The following is a 21222-nucleotide window of genomic DNA, read 5'->3' on the forward strand; positions in this document are numbered from 1 at the left end:
CAAAACCTCAAAGGTTCGAGGGTGATTCACACTGTCGCTCATAGGATTCTCCGCATGATTCATGCAGAAAATCGCCGATCAGCAGTCCTAAAGATACGTGGGATGGCCTACGCGCTTACTGTCAAAGATGGATATGATGTCTGGTGACATGGGCATGGGCGACATGATGACCGACTATCAGAAGGCATCAATGGAAGGCATGAAGTCGATGCACATGAACATGATGCAGGGCATGATGAAGAAGGACGCCGACGTTGCCTTCGTTTGCGGGATGATCGCCCATCACATGGGTGCGATCAGCATGTCCGAGGTCGAGCTGAAATATGGTGACAATGAATGGGCCAAAAAGACGGCCCAAAAGATCATCGAGGCGCAGACCAAAGAAATCGCCGAGATGACTGAGTGGCTCGACAAGGAAGCAAAGTAGGAAGGGAGTAGGAGCATGCATCACCTTTCAGACGAAATGAAAACGTGCATCGACAACTGCCTGTGCTGCTACAGCGAGTGCCTGTCGATGGCGATGGGCCACTGCCTGGAAATGGGCGGCAAGCACACCGAGCCGCAACATTTCAAGCTCATGATAGCCTGCGCGGAAATCTGCCGAACTTCGGCTCATTTTATGCTCATTGGTTCAGAGCATCACAAGCACGTCTGCCGAGAGTGCGCCGAAATCTGCGCTCAATGCGCCGAGGATTGTGAGCATGTTGGGGACATGGAGTCGTGTGTGGCGGCTTGCCGTCGCTGTGCGGAGAGTTGCACTAAGATGGCGGCCTGAAAAGTTGGGGGAGAGCACTGTCATCCGTGCTCTCCCCCAACACGCAGTATCATCGAGCCTTTGCCCCTTCCAGCCAGTAGGCGATCAAACTCGCGGCCCAAAGGGCGAAGAGAGCAAGCAGTGCCCACCTGAAGTCGGAGTTGATCGCGAAATTGACGGCTGTCATCGTCCCAATCGAAGCCGCGCCGCCAAGGATGGAGCCGAACACTGCTATGGGCTCTCGCGAACGGAAGGCTGTAGCGGCAAGCGTAATCATAAGAATACCCGTTGCCATTGCGAAGCCTCCAAGGACCACAAAGACATACCCAAGCCAATCTCTCAAGCGCTGCCCGAGAGCTGACAGGTCGGCGTCGGTCAACTGTAGATAACGCACGTCCTCCGGCAGCATGGGCGGGCGAAAGAGAACAAAATAGACCCCGATGCAGACGACGATGATCCCCGTCATCGCCATAAGCACTGCCGAGGGTGACCACTTACTTTTATCGAGCATCGTCTTATCCTCAGAGCGGGCTGCTCTCGTTGATACGTCCATCGCCATCTCGACTGTCGCAGTGTCAGTCAGGACCGAGTTTGGCCGTAAATGCCGCCTTGCCAGCCGCCGCCATCCGGTTAACGCACCATCTTGCGTAGATTGCACCGAGCAAGGTCCCAGCGATCCGGCCAACCACGGAAGTTGGATAGTTGTAGTCGATAAACACGTGGAGACGGCAGAGACGCCCGCTATCCTCTATTTGGAAGCGCATCCGGTAACTTCCGATAACGAGAAGGCGCGGCTCTCCTACCGTTTCCCATGATTTTAGAAACGGTGGTTGCCGCTGAATGACGACTTCCTCCACATATAGTTCCAAACCAGCTACTTTTCCGGTCATCTTGATCACCGAACCGACGCTTCGACCGCGAGCTTTGTCAAAATCATACGCCATGCTCCCCCAAAACATCATTGCTGACGATCTCTGCATGTGCGTGCCGGGGATTGCCTGGTCGTCCATGTAGTCAAATAGCCGTTCTGCCGACGTCGCCACCTCAACATCTGCCTGTGCGGAATGTGCATAGATCAACGTGTTTCATCCTTTTCTACGCGGTCCTCGCTGTGCGAGGTGTGGCCGTGACCACCGTGGCCATGGAATAGATGCAGGACGGGGCAAGCTAACAGGATAGCGTAGGGCACGAGACCAAATGCATGCGCCCAGTGCTCGCGCAGAAGGAAAAAGGCGAAAATAACGCCGAGCGACGCAGCAAGTAGCGTCCAGTTTCGATCCCATCTCATATCCGCACGCTCCTCAATCTCAGGGCATTGCCAATCACGCTTACCGACGAAAGCGCCATGGCGGCCGCTGCGATGATCGGCGACAGCAAAAGTCCGAACGAGGGGTAGAGCACTCCGGCGGCAATGGGTACACCAGCCGCGTTATATATGAAGGCGAAGAACAGGTTCTGCCGGATGTTGTTCATTGTCGCATGACTCAGTTGGCGAGCCCGCACAATCCCTTGCAGATCGCCTTTGAGCAGAGTGACGCCTGCGCTCTCAATCGCGACATCCGTGCCGGTTCCCATAGCAATTCCGACATCTGCAGCAGCCAGGGCAGGGGCGTCGTTCACCCCATCTCCGGCCATGGCGACGATCCGGCCTTCTTCCCGCAAACGCTTGACGATCTTGCTTTTGTCTTCCGGCAGGATTTCGGCCTCGACCTCGGTGATCCCGAGCTTCCGGGCAACTGCGTCGGCCGTGGTCTTGTTGTCGCCGGTCAGCATGACGACCCGGACCCCTGCCTTCAGCAAAGCTTGAACTGCATCTGGCGTCGTCGTTTTGATTGGGTCGGAGATCGCCAAAAGGCCTCCAACACGGCCGTCTATCGCGATGAAGATTACCGTTGCGCCTTCACCCCTCATCGCTTCCGCCTGGCTGGTAAGAGCCGAGACGTCGATATGAGCTTCCTCCATGATGCGGTGGCTGCCTATGATGAGCCTGCGTCCGTCAACGCTTCCCGTGACCCCTTTGCCAACCGGGCTATCGAAATCTTCCGCGACGCCGAGAACCAGCTGCTGTTCCGTCGCCGCGTTGACTATGGCAGTTGCCAGTGGATGCTCGCTTGCCCGTTCCAGTGTTGCCGCCAGTCGCAGCAGTTCGGATTCTGTGAACCCATTTATCGCCGCCATCGAAGTTACCTTGGGTTTCCCCTCGGTCAGGGTTCCGGTCTTGTCGACGACCAATGTGTCGATTTTCTCGAAACGCTCCAGGGCTTCGGCATTCTTGATCAAGACACCAAGACCTGCACCCCGGCCAACGCCCACCATGATCGACATTGGTGTCGCAAGGCCCAATGCGCAGGGGCATGCGATGATGAGCACTGCGACTGCGGCTACAAGGCCGTGGGCAAAGCGCGGTTCTGGTCCCCATATCATCCATGCCGCGAATGCGACGATGGCAATCCCGATCACCACGGGGACGAACCAACCGGAAACTTCGTCGGCCAGGCGCTGGATGGGCGCTCGCGAGCGCTGGGCGTCCGCAACCATGCGGACGATCTGCGCCAGCATGGTGTCGCGGCCGACTTTTCCTGCCTCCATGACGAAGCCACCGGTCTGGTTCATCGTGCCGCCTATCAGCTTTGCACTGACTTCCTTGGTGACGGGCATCGGTTCACCTGTGATCATCGATTCATCAACCGAACTGCGTCCTTCGATAAGGCTGCCATCGACCGGGACCTTTTCACCGGGGCGAACCCGAAGCCGATCCCCGACGACAACCATCTCCAGGTCGATGTCTTCATCGACACCATCGCGGACGCGGCGTGCCGTCTTAGGGGCAAGGTCAAGAAGTGCACGGATGGCACCACCGGTCTGTTCCCGGGCTTGCAACTCCAGCACTTGTCCAAGCAATACCAGTACCGTGATGACGGCTGCAGCTTCGAAATAAATGGCGACCGAACCGTCTGCGGAGCGGAACGTGGCTGGAAACAGATCAGGCGCAAGGGTAGCAACGACGCTGTAAGTCCACGCTACTCCCGTCCCCATTGCTATTAATGTGAACATGTTCAGGCGCATGGTGACGAGCGACTTCCATGCTCGCTCGAAGAATGGAAAGCCTGCCCATAGGACGACAGGTGTAGCAAGCACGAGCTGAATCCAATTGGAGGTCTGGGCACCAAGCACCATGTGAAGATTGGTGAGGTGGCCACCCATCTCCAGCATGAGCACAGGCACGGACAAAAAGAGTCCGATCCAGAAACGGCGACTCATGTCGAGATATTCGGCGCTGGGTCCTGTTTCTGCTGTCACCACTTCCGGTTCCAGCGTCATCCCGCAGATTGGGCAGTTCCCAGGCCCTATTTGCCTTACCTGCGGATGCATAGGGCAAGTGTAAATCACGCCTTCCGTCTGATCGGTGACCGGACTTTTTTCTGCTGCCAGTGTGGCCTGAGCATCGTGCCCGTGATGATGGTGGTGGAGACCTTTATGGCCCTTTTGATCATCCATTGGATTTAACTCCGTGTTGGTTCGTCTCTTGTCCGGGACGTCCCCCTTGGCTAGTCCGAAACTTCGCAAGGAGACGCAGTACGGCGGTGTCGGCAGTTGTTACCGACATGGTCGCCGTGCGGGTATCGCAGGCAACCGACGATCATCCCGCCGTTGAGCGGAGGTGTTCAAACAATGGATCGGGGAGGGCCGAGAGCAGGTGAGGAGCTGAGGCCGGTGATGGACTGCTGAGAATCAAGGTATCGCTGAGCGCCAGAATCGAGGTGAAAAGCACCAGGGTCCGAACCCGGAAGAATGACGTTGCACAGGCTGCATACGCTTTTGCAGCAAGCCCTCTGCTCAGCAGGGTGGAGATCACCTTGTCCATCTACGTCACCCATGGACGTTTCGATATGTGTAACTTGGGGTAAGTCGTTATCGCAGATGAAGGGAGCAGCCTCGGCCATCGGCGCGAAGAGGAACATAATTGCGACCAAAACGGCCAGCAATTCTCTCGCGTGTCTCCCAATGGTTCGGTTTAAGGCAACCATGTTTCGCTCGGACCCATTTATCGTATTCTTGCACTATGCGGTGCGAATGCAGTCGTTGCGTTGACCTTGATCAAACGCGGGACGTTTCCAGACCCGGGGGGCGAGCCTCCATCTGCTGGGATGGCAAAACCGGGAGGCACAGCCTCCTGTAAAACGGAGTGTAGCATGAGGATGAGTGCGAGCGTCGCGAAACTTGCAGTTGGTATGCTCCCGATAGCCGGATTCGCCATCGCGCTGCCTATGGTCGCCGCCCAAACCGCTGCGGCCGAAAGCGTTGTCCAGAGACAGGACGGTATGAAGGCGATGGCAAATGCCGCCAAGACCATCAACGCCATGTTCAAGGCCACGTCTCCCTACGAGGCGAAAACGTTCAAAGCGGCCGCAGAGACCATTCGGGGCCACTCGGGAGCTACCCTATCCGCGCTGTTCGACGGTCCCGCCACCACGGCTGGCTCAAAAGCCAGCCCGAGCGTCGAAACCGAGCGCCAACAGTTTGACAAGTTGGCAAACGATCTTCGTATCTATGCATCCGCGCTGTCTGTTGCCGCTGATCGGAATCCCGATGTTCTGGGCCCCGGAACGCGAATGCAGGGGGGCGAGGCCATTATGGGCGGACCCCTGGCTAAGAAGATCGATGCCGCGCGAGAAGTGGAATCGATGCCCGCTGAGCATTCTTTTCATCTGATGCTTCAAACGTGCACATCGTGCCATGCTCGGTTTCGTATGAAGGCGGATTGATCAGACAACGTTTGCCAGCCCGAACTTGGACGGCACGCCTGTTCCAGTACCAAGGGTTTCAGCGAATCCCTCGATGATCGGGCAGTCCGGACGCTCATCGCCGTGGCAGTGGCTGGCGAGATGCCTGAGCGTCTTCGTCATCGCGGCAATCGCCGCAGCCTTGCGCTCGAGTTCCGCGATGTGTTCAAGCGCAATCGCCTTGACGTCGGAACTTGCGCGCGAACGGTCCCGCCACAGGGCCAAGAGCGTCTTCATTTGTTCGACCGAAAACCCGAGGTCACGGGCACGGCGGATGAATTGCAGCGTATGGACGTCGTTGTCGCCATAGGTTCGGTAGCTCGACTCGGTCCGATGCGCAGGCGTGATCAATTTGATCTGCTCGTAGTAGCGGATCATTTTCGTCGAGACGCCCGAAGCCTTGGATGCTTCACCGATGTTCATCGTGGTTTCCTTCCGTCAAACGGTTTTGAAGCGCCGCAGACGCAGCGCGTTGGCCAGCACGAAGACGCTCGACAGCCCCATCGCGCCAGCGGCGAGGATCGGCGACAGAAGCGTGCCGTTTACCGGATGAAGCACGCCCGCGGCTACCGGAACGAGGCTGACGTTGTAGGCGAAGGCCCAGAACAGGTTCTGCCGGATGTTGCGGATCGTCGCCTTGCTGATGGTGATCGCCCGCGGCACCCCGTTGAGATCACCCGACATCAGCACGACATCGGCGCTCTCGATGGCGATGTCGGTTCCGGTTCCCACAGCAAGACCGACGTCGGCTTCCGTCAGGGCAGGCGCGTCGTTGATGCCGTCACCAATGAACGCCACCTTGCGCCCGCCGCTCCGCAGTTTGCGGACCGCCTCGACCTTGCCGTCCGGCAGGACTTCGGCGACTACCTCGTCGATGCCGAGCTGGCGAGCGATGGCCTGGGCGGTGCGCCTGTTGTCGCCCGTGATCATCGCGACCTTGAGGCCGAGGCCATGCAGGGTCTTGATGGCTTGCGGCGTCGTGTCCTTTATGGGGTCGGCCACCGCGATGATTGCGGCCAGTTTGCCATCGATGGCCACATAGAGCGGAGACTTTCCCGCATCGCCCAGGGCGGCCGCCTGGTCCGCGAAAAACGAGACATCGATTCCGTTCTTGGTCATGGACCGGTCCGCACCAACCAGCACCGTCCGACCGTCGATCCGACCGCTCACGCCGTAGCCGGGAGCAGCCTCGAAATCGGAGACGTTGGAAAGTGAAAGGCCGTCGGCCTTCGCTGCTGCGACGATGGCTTCGGCGATCGGGTGCTCGGACTGCGTCTCCAAGCTGGCCACGAGCAGCAGCGTTTCGGCGCGGTCGAAGCCGTCGCTGACAACGAAGTCTGTCAATTCCGGTCTGCCTTTGGTCAATGTGCCAGTCTTGTCCAATGCTACGACATCGACGTCACGCAGGGTCTGGAGCGCTTCGCCCTTGCGAAAGAGGATGCCGAGTTCGGCTGCGCGCCCAGTGCCGACCATGATGGACGTCGGGGTCGCAAGGCCCATAGCGCAAGGGCAGGCGATGATCAGCACGGCGACGGCGTTGATCAGAGCAAAAGTGAGCGCCGGCGAGGGGCCGAACAGCAGCCAAGCCAGGAAAGTTAGTGCAGCGGCCGCAATTACAGCCGGGACGAACCATCCCGTAACCCGGTCGACGAGCGCCTGGATCGGCAACTTCGAGCCCTGCGCGGCTTCGACCATCTTGATGATCTGGGCAAGAAGCGTGTCCGCGCCGATCTTCGTCGCCTCGAAGGTGAAGGACCCCGTTTTGTTGATTGTGCCGCCAACGACATCGTCGCCAGCGGACTTCTTCACCGGAACGGGTTCGCCAGTGATCATGGACTCGTCCACGTAAGAACCGCCTTCGGTGACGCGACCGTCGACCGGAACTTTCTCGCCGGGGCGGATGCGAACGATGTCGCCAAGCGCCACGTCGCCGATTTCGATCTCGACGAAGTCTTCGCCTCGCTTGACATGGGCGGTCTTCGCCTGAAGGCCGATAAGGTGTTTGATCGCCTGACTGGTCTTGCCTTTGGCGCGCGCCTCAAGGTAGCGGCCGAGCAGGATCAGCGTGACGATTACGGCGGCCGCCTCGTAGTATACGTTGGCGGTGCCAAAAGGCAGGACTCTCGGGAGAAACGTAGCGACGACCGAATAGCCCCAGGCGGCCGAGGTGCCGAGCACGACCAGCGAATTCATATCGGGTGTCCAGCGAAACAGGTTGGGAATACCCTTTCTGAAAAAGCGGATGCCAGGTCCGAAGAGGACAATGGTGGCGAGCACGAACTGGATAAGAAGGTTGTTGCCCATACCGATGGTCACCATGATCCAGTCATGGACGGCCGGGATGAAATGCGACCCCATCTCAAGGACGAAAAGAGGTAGCGTCAGCGCGGCCGACAAGACCAGGGACATCTTCAAGCCCTTGGCCTCGCGGTTACGGCGATCCTCGTTGTCGTCTGCGGGGCTGTCTGCTGTGATACGGCGCACTCCATAGCCCGCGGCAAGCACGCCATTCTCCAGAGCGGAGATCGGCGTTCCGGAAACGATGCGGACGGTCGCCTTCTCGGTCGCCAGATTGACCGTTGCTTGCCTCACACCCGGAACGGAGTTCAGGGCCTTTTCGACGCGGGACACGCACGAGGCACAGGTCATTCCCTCGACACCGAACTCGCGGGTTTCGAGTTTGGGTTCGTAGCCAGCCTTTTCGATCGCCCGGAGAACGGCTTCGGTCGATACCGCTTCGCCGTAGGTGACGGTGGCGCGTTCAGTGGCAAGGTTGACCGTCGCTGAGGCAACGCCCGGAACTGCTGCGATGGCCTTTTCCACCCGCGCGACGCACGATGCGCAGGTCATGCCTTCAATCCCGAAATCAGTCGGAACGGGCAGGGATTTGGATATTTCAATCTTTGATATGGCAGTCATTCGGGTGATCCCTTTGCTAACTGCTCATATATGTAGTCCTTCCAATGATGGGAAGGTCAAGGGCTATTTTGAATTTGTCGTAGGAATTTATCGGGCTAAACGAAGCTGACTTCTGGGCGCTCGATTTCCAGGTTAATGGGAAACGGCACAATTCATTCATCCTTGAGAGGTCCCGCGCGAAGTCCCTTTGCTATCTCACGATACAACGCCTCGGGCGACACCCCTATGTCGTCGGCCAGTTGCGTCCACGCACCTTTGGTAGGAAGAGCGCCATCGTTCCAGGCAAGCCATGCACCGAGCTTTGCTTTGACGGTCTTCAACGACATGATCTCCGCGCGCTTTCGAACCGCCTGAAGCTCGCTTGCAAGGTATGCGGCCCAGAGGTTCGCGAAGGACCCGTCGGCCTCAAGCAGCCTTCTGACATGGGCAACGGGAACCAGGGATACCGTTGTGGGCGACACCGCCAAGCCGTCGCAAAGGTAGGTGTCCGAATAGACGGACGCCTCGGCGAGGATTTTCTCCGCAGTTGCTCTCTGAAGCACTGCCGTGGCTCCGTCCCGCTGATGGCGAACAAGATGAACTGTCCCCGTCCTGACGATGTGCAGCACCCGTACGGGACCTCCCTGTAAAAAGATCAACGCGCCTGCATCGATGGTCCTTTCGGATACCGATAGCGGAGAGAGCCGATAAATGAGATCAGACATGATTGCTATCATGTCACAGCTCCGCCAGATGGCTAAAGGTTTCCGACCGTTCTGGGGAGACCAGCTAATGAAACTGCCTGTATTGCTCGGACTGGCCATCCTGCTGCCGACAGCCGTTGTCGCACAAGAAGTCCATCACGAACACAAGTCCGCCTATGCGGAGGATGAGGCGCGGGCAATCAAGAGCCTATCCGACGACGATATCTCTGAACTACGCCGTGGAGGTGGTTTGGTTTTGCTAAGGCCGCCGAACTCAATGGAATGCCGGGGCCGTCTCATGTCTTGAAAATGGCGGAGCAAATGGCACTCGGCGAGGATCAGAAAAGAAACGTTCTTAGTGTATTCGAAAACATGCAGCGCGAAGCGATCGCGGAAGGTGCGCGGTACGTATCATTGGAAGAAGACCTTGAAGCGAGGTTCCGCGCGCGCGACGTATCGGCGACGGAGCTGAAGGCGGAACTGGCGAGGATCGAAGAGAGCCGCGCGCGTCTGCGGTTTGTCCACCTGGCGGCGCATCTGGAGCTGCTCGACATTTTGACTGAGGCGCAGATCGACACCTACAACAGGTTGCGCGGCTATAAAGAGCCTGGATAACGGCCGCTCCCGGGAGGTTGGGGCGGCCGTTAGAGATGTCACAGTTTTGCGTACGACACTGGATAACCCGCGTCCTCGATCGCCTGGCCGATCACGGCCGGGTCCAGCGTCGTTTCGACGCTCGCCTTCCTAGACGCGAGGTCTACGGTCGCGACGGCAGCCGGATCGGCGGCTTTGATAGCTTTCTCGACGGTGCCCTTGCAGTGGCCGCACGTCATGTTCTGGATGGTGAACTCATACATCTTGATGTCTCCTTTCGATGTGTTGCTATGAATGTGGGGCTTCCAACGGTGGGAGGGTCAAGGGCCTCCAGTCCGGATGTAACGTTTTTTGTATTTCCCGTACACGCGAAGGGATATCAACCACTTGCGACCATGTCCTCGCGTGGAAGCCGTCGATTGCACATTTTCGTGAGATGTCTTCCAATGAAGATGGCTCCGTGCCAGACTAACACCATGAGGCTCATGAAAGTCATCCATCGACTGCTGTTCGTGACCGCCATGCTCGGGATCATCGTCGGTCCCATTGGCATCGGGGCGGCTGACAGTGCCATGGCCGCCTCGGAGCCTGCCGCGATGGATAGTATGGTTGGCATGGGCATGCCTGACGACATGCCATGCTGTCCCGATGAACAACCGAGCGAACCAGACTGCGGGAGCAAGTCGTGCCCGCTAGCCGTGCTCTGTACGACGGCGATCGTCGCTCAGCTGGCGACCTCGCATTCGTGGTCGATGTACGTCGGCTGGACCGCCCATCGATTCCTTATTCCTTTTCACGTGGCGCTTGCTTCCTCACTGGTCGATCCGCCAGTACGTCCCCCAAGACTCTGATCCCACGTCATTGAGCACGTTGTCGATTCGGCACGGTCGCAGGTCTGCGTCCGTGCAGTACCGATGGCGATCCATATTGACTGAGGACGAGGTTGCAGACCCGTCCGGATGAGACATCGAACCATGAAACAGTCCACATTTAACGCGGGGACCGTCCTCTTTGCAGGCGCAATGCTGTTCAGCACCGCCACGGCTTCGTTGGCCGGAGCGCAGGACTACGAATTCCAGGCCGTCCAGACCGAGATCAAGCAGGGGCCGGGTTCGACCGTGTCGGTACGTCTGGTCGATAAGCGGACGGGCAAAGCAGTTCCCGACGCCGTCATCTTCACGACACGCATGGACATGGCTCCCGATGGCATGGAGACGATGACCACCACAGTGGACCCGACAACCTCTGCGGAGCCGGGCGTATACGCTTTCACGACGAACCTTTCCATGGAAGGCGGATGGCGTTTCCAGGTCGCCGCCAAGGTTCAAGGCGAGCCTGATACGGTCAAAGGCGAAGTCGTCTTGAAGGCAATCCCGTGAGTGTCTCACGCATCATTTCCACGCTCTCCCTCGCCGCGCTTGTCGGCGGGGGAGGCTACTGGGCCGGGAAAAACGATGTCGGTGCACTCCTGCGGCGGTTCGTCGATCCCAACGGTACAGCCATAAAGGCGGAGCCGCGACGCGAAGGAACGGGAGCAGTGATCTATTACCGCCACCCAGACGGGCTGGCCGAGTATTCCGCCAAGCCGAAAAACACCGACGACGGACGGCCGTTCGCGCCAGTCCGGGCAAGCGAGGACATCAGCCTCGGCGCGGCCGGCGCGGTTGCGCCCGCACCCGACACGGCATCCGTCTCACCCGAACGTAAAATCTTGTATTACCGCAACCCCATGGGGCTTCCCGACACCTCCAAGGTCCCGAAGAAGGATTCGATGGGGATGGACTATCTCCCCGTCTATGACGGCGACGTCAGCGACAGTTCTACGGTGAAGGTCTCACTCGGTAAACTCCAGCGGACGGGGGTGAAGACAGCGCTGGCCGAAAGGATGAGCGTCAGCCGGAAAATCCGGGTGCCTGGAGCCGTCATGCTCGACGAGCGCATGGTCAGCATCGTCTCGATGCGGGCAGACGCCTTCGTCGAAGAGGTCGCGGACGTCACGACGGGCGACAGGATCATCAAGGGCGAGAACCTCTTCCACTTCTATTCAAAGGAGATCGCCACTGCCGGAGCGGAATACGCAGCCGAGATGCGCAATGAGGCAAAGTCCAACCCAGACTCCGGCGCGGCGCTTCGTTTGAAAAATCTGGGTGTGCCCACGGCGACGATCACCAGCATCGCGATTGACCGAAAAGTACCCCAGAGCATCGCCTACACATCGCCGCGCGACGGTGTCGTATTGGAGCGCATGGCCGTGAGCGGCATGATGGCCGAGGCTGGCGACATTCTCTTCCGCATCGCCGACATCTCGAAGGTCTGGGTTATCGCCGACGTCCCCGAATACGAACTTAGCGCCGTCCGTACGGGAGCCGCCGTCTCCGTAACCGTTCGCAATTTGCCCGGCACGACGTTCAAAGGAACGGTCGACCTCATTTATCCGGAGGTCCAGATGCAAACCCGGACCACGAAGGTCAGGATAGAGCTTCCGAACCCGGACGGGCAGCTGATGTCCAACATGTACGCAGAGGTCGAGATCGAAGCCGGAGCCGGAAATCCGGTCGTCGCCGTTCCCAACAGTTCTGTGATTGATACAGGCGACCGCCAGATCGTCCTTCTCGATAAGGGCGAGGGCAGGTTCGAACCGATGGACGTCGCGCTGGGTGTCCGAGGCGAAGACATGACTGAGGTCACCAAAGGGATCGCAGCGGGCGACCGTGTTGTCGTTTCCGCCAACTTCCTCCTAGATGCCGAGAGCAACCTGAATGCGGCTTTAAACGCCCTGACGGCGGACGAGGTGAAACCATGATTGCCAACGTCATCGCCTGGTCGGCCCGCAACCTTGTCCTCATCTTTGTCGGCGCGTCACTGTCCATCGCCGGCGGCATCTATGCGCTGCGCACGCTTCCCCTCGATGCCATTCCCGATCTCTCCGATGTCCAGGTCATCGTCTTCACCGACTATCCCGGGCAGGCTCCGCAGGTTGTTGAGGACCAGGTTACCTATCCTTTGACGACCTCTATGCTGACCGTGCCGAAGTCGAAGGTCGTCCGAGGCTTCTCGTTCTTCGGCGTTTCGTTCGTCTACGTGATCTTCGAGGACGGGACCGATCCCTACTGGGCGCGCAGTCGCGTGCTGGAATATCTGAATGCCGCCGCCAGCCGTCTGCCAGACGGCGTGTCGCCGAGCCTCGGCCCGGATGCTACCGGCGTCGGCTGGGTCTACCAATACGCCGTCGTTGCCAAGGAACTGTCACTGGCCGAGCTGCGGTCACTTCAGGACTGGTTGGTGCGCTTCGCCGTCTCCAAGTCCGAAGGCGTGGCCGAAGTTGCCAGCGTCGGCGGCTTCGTGAAGCAATATTCCATCGTCGTCGACCCGGCCCGCCTGAGGGCCCAGAACGTCTCTCTGTCGGATATCGCCGACGCTGTGCGCTCCAGCAACCGCGATGTCGGCGGCCGTACTGTGGAAATCTCCGAGTTCGAGTTCATGGTGCGCGGCAAGGGCTATCTCGAGGGCATCAGGGACATCGAGAACATCGTCCTCAAGACGAATGCTGGCATACCGCTGCGTCTTTCGGACGTCGCACGGACAGAACTGGTTCCGGACGAACGCCGCGGGATTACCGAACTGAACGGCGAGGGCGAGGTCGCGAGCGGCATCGTCCTCCAACGCGACGGTGCCAACGCGCTCACCGTCATCGAGAACGCCAAGGAGAGTCTCGCGGCGGTTCTAAACAGTCTTCCCGCTGGCACCGAAATCCTGCCCGTCTATGATCGGTCGAAACTTATCGAAGCGGCGATCGAGACCTTGAAGGGCACGCTGATCGAGGAATCGATCGTTGTCGCGCTGGTGACGATTGCCTTCCTGCTGCATGTCCGCAGCGCGCTCGTCGCAATCATCATGCTGCCGATCGGCATCCTGATCGCCTTCATGGCGATGCGGGCGCTCGGCCTGGGGTCGAACATCATGAGCCTCGGCGGCATCGCCATCGCAATCGGCGCAATGATCGACGCCGCAATCGTCATGATCGAGAACGCCCACAAGCACCTGGAGCGCGCTCCACCGGGCAAGCCTCGAACCGAAGTCCTGATCGAGGCGGCAAGCGAAGTCGGCCCGCCGCTGTTCTTCAGCCTGCTGATCATTACGGTGTCGTTCCTGCCGATCTTCACGCTGGAATCGCAGGAGGGCCGCCTGTTCGGACCGCTCGCCTTCACGAAGACCTTCGCGATGGCGGCGGCGGCACTGCTGTCGATCACCCTTGTTCCTGCGCTCATGATCCTGTTCGTCCGGGGCCGCATTGTTGCGGAACACAAAAACCCGCTCAACCGACTGCTGATCTGGATATACCGTCCTGTCATCGTCGGCGTCCTGAAGGCCAAGAGCCTGACGATCCTGGCAGCCATCGTGATCCTTGGCATGACCGCCTGGCCCGTGCAGCATATCGGGAGCGAGTTCATGCCAAACCTCGACGAGGGCACGCTGATGTATATGCCAACGACACTGCCAGGCATGTCGGTGACGAAAGCCGCCCAGCTGATGCAGACGCAGGACCGCATCATCAAGTCTTTCCCGGAGGTCGAGACTGTGTTTGGCAAGGCGGGCAGGGCACTGACGGCGACCGATCCGGCTCCGACGGAAATGTTCGAGACGATCATTACCCTGAAGCCCAAATCCGAATGGCGGCCCGGGGTCACCTCCGACAGCCTCAAGCAGGAGATGGATGCCGCCCTCCAGTTCCCCGGCGTCTCGAACGCCTGGACAATGCCCATCCGCGCCCGCATCGACATGCTGTCGACGGGGATCAGGACGCCCGTCGGCGTGAAGGTCTACGGCACCGACCTGAAGCAGATGGAGAAGGTCGCGCGTGACATCGAGACGGTCCTCAAGGCCGTACCCGGAACGTCGAGTGCCTATGCCGAACGGGTCATCGGCGGATACTATCTCGACATCATTCCCGACCGCATGGCTCTGGGGCGCTACGGACTCTCCATCGACGACGTGCAGGATGTCATCGGGATGGCGCTTGGGTCCGAGGTCGTCACGTTCACGGTCGAGGGCAGGGAGCGCTACGGGGTCGCCATCCGTTACCCAAGGGCGCTCCGAAGCGATCCGCAATCGATCGCCCACGACGTGCAGGTTTCCCTGCCGGGAGGCGGTACGGTTCCGCTCGGGGAGGTCGCAGAGATCAAGCTCACGCGTGGTGCCACTACCATCCGGACGGAGAACGGCCAGCTTGCCGTCTACATCTTCGTCGATATCGCCAACCGCGACCTCGGTGGTTACGTGGCGGAAGCCCAGGCTGCCGTGGCGGCAAGCGTCGAGATGCCTGCTGGCTATTCCGTCGCATGGAGCGGCCAGTTCGAATATCTCGAGCGGGCCAAGGCCCGGCTGATGATCGTCGTTCCGCTAACGCTCGCCCTGATCTTCCTGTTGCTCTACCTGAACTTCAAGGCACTGACCGAGACGATGATCGTCATGCTGTCACTGCCGTTCGCCCTGGTCGGCGGAATCTGGATGATGTGGTGGCTGGGCTTCAACGCGTCGGTCGCCGTCGCCGTCGGCTTCATCGCGCTCGCGGGCGTCGCCGCGGAGACCGGGGTCATCATGCTGATCTACCTCGATCATGCCCTCATGGACGAGCAGGCGAAATGTCTGGCTGAAGGCAGGGCATTCGGAAAAGAAGACCTCAATAGGGCGATCATGGTCGGTGCGGTCGAACGTGTCCGGCCCAAGATGATGACCGTCGTGGCGATCATGGCGGGTCTGCTGCCGATCCTCTGGAGCACGGGTGCCGGCTCGGAGATCATGCAACGGATTGCCGTGCCGATGATCGGCGGCATGGTATCATCGACACTGCTGACGCTGGTCGTGATCCCCGCCGTCTACGGGCTGGTGAAGGGCATCGGATTGAAGGCGGCGCACGAGGAGGCACATGTCCCCGCGTCCTTTGCGGCACATTAGATTTGAGAAGGAGAAGTACGATGAAAAGAAGAGAATTCCTCTGCACCCTAGTCGCAATCGGAGCGTTGCCCGTAGCTGGAGCGGCGCTGGCGGCCGGCGAAAGCATGGTCGTGTATAAGGACCCCAACTGCGGTTGTTGCCATGCCTGGGCCGACGCAATGAAGAATGCCGGGTTTTCCGTGAAGGCCGAAGACGTGGCCGACATGAACGTGGTGAAGGACCGCTACAAAGTCCCTGGCGATCTGCAGGGCTGCCACACCGCCGTCGTAGCGGGTTACTACCTGGAGGGCCACGTTCCGCTGGAGGCGGTGACGAGGCTGTTGGCCGAGAAGCCTGATTTGGCGGGCCTGTCTGTGCCGGGCATGCCAGTCGGCTCGTTGGGCATGGGGGACGACCCAGGCGCATCCTACGATGTGATCGCTATCGGGAGGGACGGAAACCGAACGAGCAAGGTTTATCAGGCCGTCAGACCGAAAGCCGTCGGCAACTTGTGACCCCGCCGCCATCAGCTCCTACCCAGGCCGAAATATTTGTGCATACATCTCGCCCATGAGTGAGCCCGCTTATACGTCCGTTCCCCGCAGTTTTCCTGCCGCCTTCGGCGCTGGAACAATCATCTCGGAGGCCTTATCGGCCTCGGAGGCGCAGAATTCCGTCTTCCATTTCTGATTGGCGTCTTCAACTTTGCAGCGCTGGAAGCCGTCATCCTTAACAAGGCTATGAGCCTCGTCGTGGTCGCGACAGCTCTGCCATTCCGTGCGGGAACCGTGTCCTTCAGCACTATCGCCGACAACTGGGCGATCGTGCTGAACCTGCTTGCAGGAAGCCTGCTAGGTGCGTGGTTTGGAGCTGGTTGGGCGACCAGTCTGAAATCGCAGACGCTCTACAAGGTCATTGCTGCCATGCTAGTTGCCATCTCTGTCGTACTGGTGCTCGGGCATGACGCTAATGCAGGACATCAATTGCTTACCGGAGGGGCGCAATTCGTAGCGGGAGTGATCGCTGGATTTGGCATCGGCATCGTGGCTTCGCTATTGGGAGTAGCGGGTGGCGAATTGTTGATCCCGACGCTCGTTTTACTATTTGGCGCTGATGTCAAACTCGCAGGAAGTCTCTCCCTCGCGGTAAGCCTTCCGACGATGCTCGTGGGATTCACCCGCTACAGTCGCGATCAGAGCTTTGCTGTTCTCGGCCGCAACAAGTCTTTTTTGCTCGTCATGGCACTAGGGTCTGTCCTCGGCACTTTTATCGGTGGAAAGCTTCTGGGCCTTGTTCCCAATGCTGTCCTGTTGCCTGCCCTTGCAGTAATCCTGCTGATCTCAGCAGTGAAGGTGTGGCGACACGCCTAATTTAGATCAATGTTGCGCAACGGGTTTGGGCAAGGAGGCCAGGCTCGGGACCCCGCACTCGGGAGACGACCATCAGCGAGCCAGCGGTGCCTTTCGCCCGGCCTGATGGTCAGGATATCTCGAATCTCACGAGGAATTACCGGAAGGTTTTCGATGTCCTTCCTTGCCGCGGAGACAATGCGCACTGCCGTGTTGAATTCAGTCTTCGCGTCGGCGGGCATCGACAAGACAAGTTCCCCCGTGTGGAGTTCGATCGATCTCTTGGACGACATGGGAAGCCGCGCGCGCATCTCGAGGAGTATGCCTTTCGCGCACACAGCCGACCCGAGGGTCGCCGCTCGCAGTCCAGGTCCTGAGGAGTTCGATGTCATTCTTCGCTTGCGGCATCGATCGGTAAAACGCCCGACCAAGTCACCGTACGTCGGGCATGCCTTTTGCTCGGCAAGGATGCCCCAGGATTAACCGGAGGTTGCCTAGAGCGCGGCGAACCAAGTTGCGTAGGGCGTGTTACTCGCCATGTGCCTGTTATAGTCCGGCTCGCTGTCACCCCACCAGACAGGGCCTCGTTCGCCAAGGGCAATCTTGGCTTGGTCGACCCGCTCCCTCGCATCGGCCGTCGCGGCTGTATCACCTCCCGCATCACGTACAGCCCTTCGAGCGGACATCAGTTCTCTGACCAGTCGGACCCGCTCGTCTTCGGCGAGCGCCGGATTGCTTTTTCGCCAGAGGCGGCCACGTACGACGAAATATCGGCCGTCGGGGGTGACCGGGTGGCTTTGTCGTTCCTCAGGCTTTGTCATGCGATTGGAACTTTCAAACACCGAGTTGGTTTCGTACACGAGGTCGCGGCGTGTCAATCGGACACGACGGAGAAGGTGAACGCAACGATTTTTCCGATTTCTCGCTGCGGGCAACGAAACGCCAGGCGAGCATCGCACCCGTCCGCTGCGTCCTCATCCCCTCAGAGAAACCTTATGATCGATCCGCCAACACAAGAAATAGGCAGTCAGGGACGACAAGTCGAACTGACCAGACGGTGGATTACGCAATCCAGCTTTTACTCGAAGAAGCCCACATGCTCGGCTGGCAACGTGTCGAGTCCTGACGATCCGAGAGGGTCGTCAGCTATCTCATCGTGACCCGCGACGCCGCCTGACGGATCACTCGGTGTGTGGCATGTTTGCGAACAGCGAAAGCACATAACATCGGCGGCGTCTACGAGCGCTGCGGCAACCTCCTCTTCGCGAAGTTTTGGTGGATCAAGCGGTCGTCTCGGGAGCAACACTGTCTTCCACGCACTTTGCAGAAGTGGACCGCCTGCGGCTTGCCAACCAACACGTCCCTGATCCGGCCGACGTTTTGTCGGAACCGAGCCTGGAAGAGCCTGCGAACGAGTGGCCGACGGTCGATCAGCTTCTGAGCCACGATGTTGCGGCCGTTATCTGACGCCGCACCTCTACTCGGAATTCATCGTCGGGAGATTGGTTTCGACCTCGCGCCGCTTGTCGTCAGACAAGGTCTCAATCTGGTCTCTCCAGAATACCGACGCTTCCCGTGGCTCGTCCTCCCATTTCCTCGTCTCTATTATGTTGTCGTCGAGTTTGCCCCGGCGCGTTCCGCCAAGCTTGACGTAGTTTGCGGCGAGTTCAGCCGCGTTTGTCTCTGGGTGGGTCATGGCAAACTCCAATTTGAGGACTCATGGAAAAGTAATCGCTGGGTTGCCAAGAAGTTCCGATCCCACGGAACTCATGGAAGAGAGCCTGTTGATCGGCCACCAGCCAGGCCCTCAGCTACGGTGACGGGCAACAAAAGCGGTATCCGCGACGAAAGGTGATATCGGATAAGCCGCCATCACCTTCTGACCTTGGGATTGGGGGTGCGAGCGCCACTTCCTGTTGCACAACCTCACCCCGCTACTCGGCATTTGGAACAAAATGACGGCTCATGGATTCACTTGCCAAGGACCACTGATGGTCGAAATAAGGAGAGGCCTTAATGAAGAATTTGCTTATCGCCGCTGCCGCGATGGCGTTTTCTGCCACCTCAGTATTCGCGCAGACTGCGACGCCAACCCCTAACCCTGAGGGTGATACCCCGGCGGTGGCAACGCCTAGGGACCAGAACGCCACTGCCCCTGTCGAGGGTGCAAACAGCTTCACCGAGGGCCAAGCCAAGGACCGGATCGTCGAAGCCGGCTACGCCGACGTTACAGAACTGAAGCTCGACGACAAGGGTGTCTGGCAGGGCAAGGCGACGAAGGATGGCAAGCCAGTCGCGGTGACGCTCGACTATCAGGGCAACATCGACGCCAAGTAACAACCCCACACGAATAACAAGGAGAATTCCCATGACAAAAACTATTACAGGCCTTTTCGATAGTTATTCCGACGCCACCTCCGCGGTCGACCAGCTGAAGGCGACGGGCGTTTCCGACAGTGATATCAGCATTGTCTCGAATAACTCCGACGGCCGCTATAAGGATGGCGATAACGATGCCGCCGAAGATGCAGGTAAAGGGGCTGGAATTGGTGCGGCCGTTGGTGGGGTCGGCGGTCTTCTGACTGGTTTGGGTCTCATGGCCATCCCGGGTGTCGGTCCGGTTGTGGCCGCGGGTTGGCTCGCAGCTACCGCGGCAGGTGCCGTAGCAGGCGCTGTTGTCGGCGGTGCGGCTGGCGGCCTAGTCGGTGCTCTAACGGATTCCGGCGTCGATGAGCGCGACGCTCATGTCTATGCGGAAGGCGTTCGCCGCGGCGGAACACTTGTGACCGCAAAGGTTGACGAGTCGCGGGCGGCTGAAGCAGAAGCTATTCTGCAACGGTCGAACTGGGTCGATTTGCCGACCCGCCGAACTGCTTATGAAGGCGAGGGCTGGACGGCGTTCGACGATGAGGCTGACCCATACACTCAGGACAAGATCGATGCTGAGCGCAACCGTTACGCTAAGCGCGGTTTGTAATCGAGGCCTCCCGAGGCCGCCCTCTCGCGGCCTCGGACTTCTAAACTTCGCGACCAGGGCCACCGATTAACGGTGCAACTATTGGGCTTCGAACGTTTTCTTCAGATTTCTTCTTTATAGAAATATAAACCCTAGAAATTGAAGGGTTTTCACACGCCACGATTGAGATATACTCATGTTGGAGGTGTTCGTAAGGGGCTTCAGAACAAAAAACGGCCTCGCCAAAGAGGTGGAGCGGGTGTTTCGCGAACTCGACATCGCGCTTGCCCAGCATTTTTAGTCGTCCTATCCGCTCCTGGGCTCACCCACGCTATAAACGCCGTGGAAAAGCTCATCGACGAAAAGCTAGCGCCGTTGAATAGTAATCCATATGTTGGGGCGACGACTATATCCCTGAAAGGGTATTGCCGACGAGATCATACGGCAAATTCGGGTATCGCTTCACGCCGAAGCCAGCATACGATCAACCCTATATGCACCTTTCGTCAGTGAACCCGTTTAGCCTGCAGGATGATCGCAACCGATCCATCACCCGCTAACTGGTTGAGTTTGAGCGCGCCAAACTGGTGAAGATGCGCAAGTCCTTCCGCTACAGGAATATCGTTTTCGGCGAGAACCAGTTTGATGTCATCAATGGTTTGGGGAAGCGATCCGACGGTGACTTCGCTGTTTTCGATCCGTGTTAATAGATACCGGATGCCCTTTGTATTCATGACCTAATCAACCTGACTTATCTCGTGAGACGGATATCGCTGGTGACCACATTCCTCCCCGTTTTGGGGTCCTTGTCGGTAGTGCGAAGACGAAGTCCACGAGTGCCAATTTTCTCGATAGTCATTTGAGCCAACCGATCTCCGTTGATCTCCCGGCTCCATCGTACGGCGAAATTAATTGAGTTTCCTTGTCGAGTTCCCGAAAGGGTGGATGGGCGTCCAGAGGGGCCGATGTAGGTTCCACTGTACTTAGCGCCATTTGCCTTTATGTCGGCTGAGACTGCCCGGCGGATTACCAGCAAACCTCGACATTGGCCGGCCATTGCGAGCGCTGGTCCATTCGTGGTGCCAGCGAACTTGCAGGTTACATCCATCGGGGATGTCCCGATTTTGGTGGTGACTGTGCCCTTGCCTGACCACGCCCCACCGATGGATTTCAGGAATCCGCTTTCGTCAGCGAATGCGGGCGGAATGGAGGCGATCAGGAATACTGCGGCGGCGAGAGCGATTTGCAT

Annotated in this window: 24 protein-coding genes and 3 pseudogenes; 13 read left to right on the top strand and 14 right to left on the bottom strand. The window is 58.9% G+C overall.

Annotated features, from left to right (window positions below):
- Positions 1–118: 118 nt before the first annotated feature.
- Positions 119–427 (top strand): annotated as a pseudogene (copM, locus tag ACP7E0_RS33100) (CopM family metallochaperone); the annotation flags it as partial.
- Positions 428–442: 15 nt separating this feature from the next.
- Positions 443–775 carry a four-helix bundle copper-binding protein gene (locus ACP7E0_RS33105; RefSeq protein WP_426131387.1) on the top strand — a complete coding sequence of 111 codons (333 nt, stop codon included), beginning with the start codon at positions 443–445 and terminating at the stop codon, positions 773–775.
- Between the two features lie 49 nt (positions 776–824).
- On the opposite strand, the gene ACP7E0_RS33110 is transcribed toward ACP7E0_RS33105, so the two are convergent.
- The 5 genes from ACP7E0_RS33110 to ACP7E0_RS33130 all read right to left on the bottom strand — a co-directional run bounded on the left by ACP7E0_RS33110 (position 825) and on the right by ACP7E0_RS33130 (position 4619).
- Positions 825–1265, bottom strand: coding sequence for a hypothetical protein (locus tag ACP7E0_RS33110; RefSeq protein WP_426131389.1), 441 nt, complete (start codon positions 1263–1265; stop codon positions 825–827).
- Positions 1266–1329: 64 nt separating this feature from the next.
- A complete protein-coding gene (locus ACP7E0_RS33115; RefSeq protein ID WP_426131391.1) occupies positions 1330–1833 on the bottom strand; it encodes an SRPBCC family protein in 504 nt (167 codons plus the stop codon).
- A complete protein-coding gene (locus tag ACP7E0_RS33120; RefSeq protein WP_426131392.1) occupies positions 1830–2042 on the bottom strand; it encodes a DUF2933 domain-containing protein in 213 nt (70 codons plus the stop codon). The genes ACP7E0_RS33115 and ACP7E0_RS33120 overlap by 4 nt, the downstream gene beginning before the upstream one ends.
- A complete protein-coding gene (locus tag ACP7E0_RS33125) occupies positions 2039–4252 on the bottom strand; it encodes a copper-transporting P-type ATPase (RefSeq protein WP_426131394.1) in 2214 nt (737 codons plus the stop codon). The genes ACP7E0_RS33120 and ACP7E0_RS33125 overlap by 4 nt, the downstream gene beginning before the upstream one ends.
- A 142-nt stretch (positions 4253–4394) precedes the next feature.
- On the bottom strand, positions 4395–4619 hold the full coding sequence (locus ACP7E0_RS33130) for a hypothetical protein (protein ID WP_426131396.1): 225 nt from the start codon (positions 4617–4619) through the stop codon (positions 4395–4397).
- 328 nt (positions 4620–4947) lie between these two features.
- Here ACP7E0_RS33130 and ACP7E0_RS33135 point away from each other — a divergent pair, with 328 nt between their 5' ends.
- A complete protein-coding gene (locus tag ACP7E0_RS33135; RefSeq protein WP_426131398.1) occupies positions 4948–5520 on the top strand; it encodes a cytochrome c in 573 nt (190 codons plus the stop codon).
- Here the strand turns inward: ACP7E0_RS33135 and cueR are convergent, their stop codons facing one another.
- The 3 genes from cueR to ACP7E0_RS33150 form a co-directional block, all read right to left on the bottom strand.
- Positions 5521–5961, bottom strand: coding sequence for a Cu(I)-responsive transcriptional regulator (cueR, locus tag ACP7E0_RS33140; protein WP_426131399.1), 441 nt, complete (start codon positions 5959–5961; stop codon positions 5521–5523).
- 15 nt (positions 5962–5976) lie between these two features.
- Complete coding sequence (locus ACP7E0_RS33145) at positions 5977–8457, bottom strand: heavy metal translocating P-type ATPase (RefSeq protein ID WP_426131401.1); 2481 nt, start codon at positions 8455–8457, stop codon at positions 5977–5979.
- Between the two features lie 152 nt (positions 8458–8609).
- Positions 8610–9173 (bottom strand): Crp/Fnr family transcriptional regulator, encoded by a 564-nt coding sequence (locus ACP7E0_RS33150; protein WP_426131403.1) that lies wholly within the window; start codon positions 9171–9173, stop codon positions 8610–8612.
- Between ACP7E0_RS33150 and ACP7E0_RS33155 the strand changes: the two genes are divergently transcribed.
- Both ACP7E0_RS33155 and ACP7E0_RS33160 read left to right on the top strand, forming a co-directional pair.
- The gene (locus tag ACP7E0_RS33155; protein WP_426131405.1) at positions 9160–9447 is read left to right on the top strand and encodes a hypothetical protein; all 288 of its coding nucleotides are present in this window, start codon (positions 9160–9162) and stop codon (positions 9445–9447) included. The genes ACP7E0_RS33150 and ACP7E0_RS33155 overlap by 14 nt on opposite strands.
- A 14-nt stretch (positions 9448–9461) precedes the next feature.
- Complete coding sequence (locus ACP7E0_RS33160; protein ID WP_426131407.1) at positions 9462–9755, top strand: hypothetical protein; 294 nt, start codon at positions 9462–9464, stop codon at positions 9753–9755.
- Positions 9756–9793: 38 nt separating this feature from the next.
- Here the strand turns inward: ACP7E0_RS33160 and ACP7E0_RS33165 are convergent, their stop codons facing one another.
- Positions 9794–9997, bottom strand: coding sequence for a heavy-metal-associated domain-containing protein (locus tag ACP7E0_RS33165; RefSeq protein ID WP_426131408.1), 204 nt, complete (start codon positions 9995–9997; stop codon positions 9794–9796).
- Between the two features lie 222 nt (positions 9998–10219).
- On the opposite strand from ACP7E0_RS33165, the gene ACP7E0_RS33170 reads away from it, so the two are divergent.
- From ACP7E0_RS33170 to ACP7E0_RS33195, 6 genes and pseudogenes are all read left to right on the top strand, one after another.
- Entirely contained in the window at positions 10220–10585 is a 366-nt protein-coding gene (locus ACP7E0_RS33170; RefSeq protein ID WP_426131410.1) for a hypothetical protein, read from the top strand.
- A 123-nt stretch (positions 10586–10708) separates the two neighbouring features.
- The gene (locus ACP7E0_RS33175; protein WP_426131412.1) at positions 10709–11113 is read left to right on the top strand and encodes a FixH family protein; all 405 of its coding nucleotides are present in this window, start codon (positions 10709–10711) and stop codon (positions 11111–11113) included.
- Positions 11110–12537 (top strand): efflux RND transporter periplasmic adaptor subunit, encoded by a 1428-nt coding sequence (locus tag ACP7E0_RS33180; protein ID WP_426131414.1) that lies wholly within the window; start codon positions 11110–11112, stop codon positions 12535–12537. The genes ACP7E0_RS33175 and ACP7E0_RS33180 overlap by 4 nt, the downstream gene beginning before the upstream one ends.
- On the top strand, positions 12534–15689 hold the full coding sequence (locus tag ACP7E0_RS33185; protein ID WP_426131415.1) for an efflux RND transporter permease subunit: 3156 nt from the start codon (positions 12534–12536) through the stop codon (positions 15687–15689). Before ACP7E0_RS33180 ends, ACP7E0_RS33185 begins: the two co-directional genes overlap by 4 nt.
- 20 nt (positions 15690–15709) lie before the next feature.
- On the top strand, positions 15710–16183 hold the full coding sequence (locus ACP7E0_RS33190) for a DUF411 domain-containing protein (RefSeq protein ID WP_426131416.1): 474 nt from the start codon (positions 15710–15712) through the stop codon (positions 16181–16183).
- A gap of 55 nt (positions 16184–16238) precedes the next feature.
- Positions 16239–17038: pseudogene (locus tag ACP7E0_RS33195) on the top strand (sulfite exporter TauE/SafE family protein).
- A gap of 44 nt (positions 17039–17082) precedes the next feature.
- Here the strand turns inward: ACP7E0_RS33195 and ACP7E0_RS33200 are convergent.
- The 3 genes and pseudogenes from ACP7E0_RS33200 to ACP7E0_RS33210 form a co-directional block, all read right to left on the bottom strand.
- Positions 17083–17425, bottom strand: a pseudogene (locus ACP7E0_RS33200) (hypothetical protein); the annotation flags it as partial.
- A gap of 86 nt (positions 17426–17511) precedes the next feature.
- The gene (locus ACP7E0_RS33205; protein WP_426131418.1) at positions 17512–17838 is read right to left on the bottom strand and encodes a hypothetical protein; all 327 of its coding nucleotides are present in this window, start codon (positions 17836–17838) and stop codon (positions 17512–17514) included.
- A 656-nt stretch (positions 17839–18494) separates the two neighbouring features.
- Positions 18495–18713, bottom strand: coding sequence for a hypothetical protein (locus tag ACP7E0_RS33210; RefSeq protein ID WP_426131419.1), 219 nt, complete (start codon positions 18711–18713; stop codon positions 18495–18497).
- A gap of 320 nt (positions 18714–19033) precedes the next feature.
- Here ACP7E0_RS33210 and ACP7E0_RS33215 point away from each other — a divergent pair, with 320 nt between their 5' ends.
- Complete coding sequence (locus tag ACP7E0_RS33215) at positions 19034–19354, top strand: PepSY domain-containing protein (RefSeq protein WP_426131421.1); 321 nt, start codon at positions 19034–19036, stop codon at positions 19352–19354.
- 31 nt (positions 19355–19385) lie between these two features.
- Positions 19386–19994: a general stress protein gene (locus tag ACP7E0_RS33220; protein WP_426131423.1), complete on the top strand. Its 609-nt coding sequence runs from the start codon at positions 19386–19388 to the stop codon at positions 19992–19994.
- Between the two features lie 485 nt (positions 19995–20479).
- Here ACP7E0_RS33220 and ACP7E0_RS33225 read toward each other — a convergent pair whose 3' ends face one another.
- Positions 20480–20707: a hypothetical protein gene (locus ACP7E0_RS33225; RefSeq protein ID WP_426131425.1), complete on the bottom strand. Its 228-nt coding sequence runs from the start codon at positions 20705–20707 to the stop codon at positions 20480–20482.
- A gap of 17 nt (positions 20708–20724) precedes the next feature.
- Positions 20725–21222, bottom strand: coding sequence for a hypothetical protein (locus ACP7E0_RS33230; RefSeq protein WP_426131427.1), 498 nt, complete (start codon positions 21220–21222; stop codon positions 20725–20727).

The sequence above is a fragment of the Pararhizobium sp. PWRC1-1 genome, from assembly GCF_049897905.1.
Taxonomy (GTDB): domain Bacteria; phylum Pseudomonadota; class Alphaproteobacteria; order Rhizobiales; family Rhizobiaceae; genus Pararhizobium.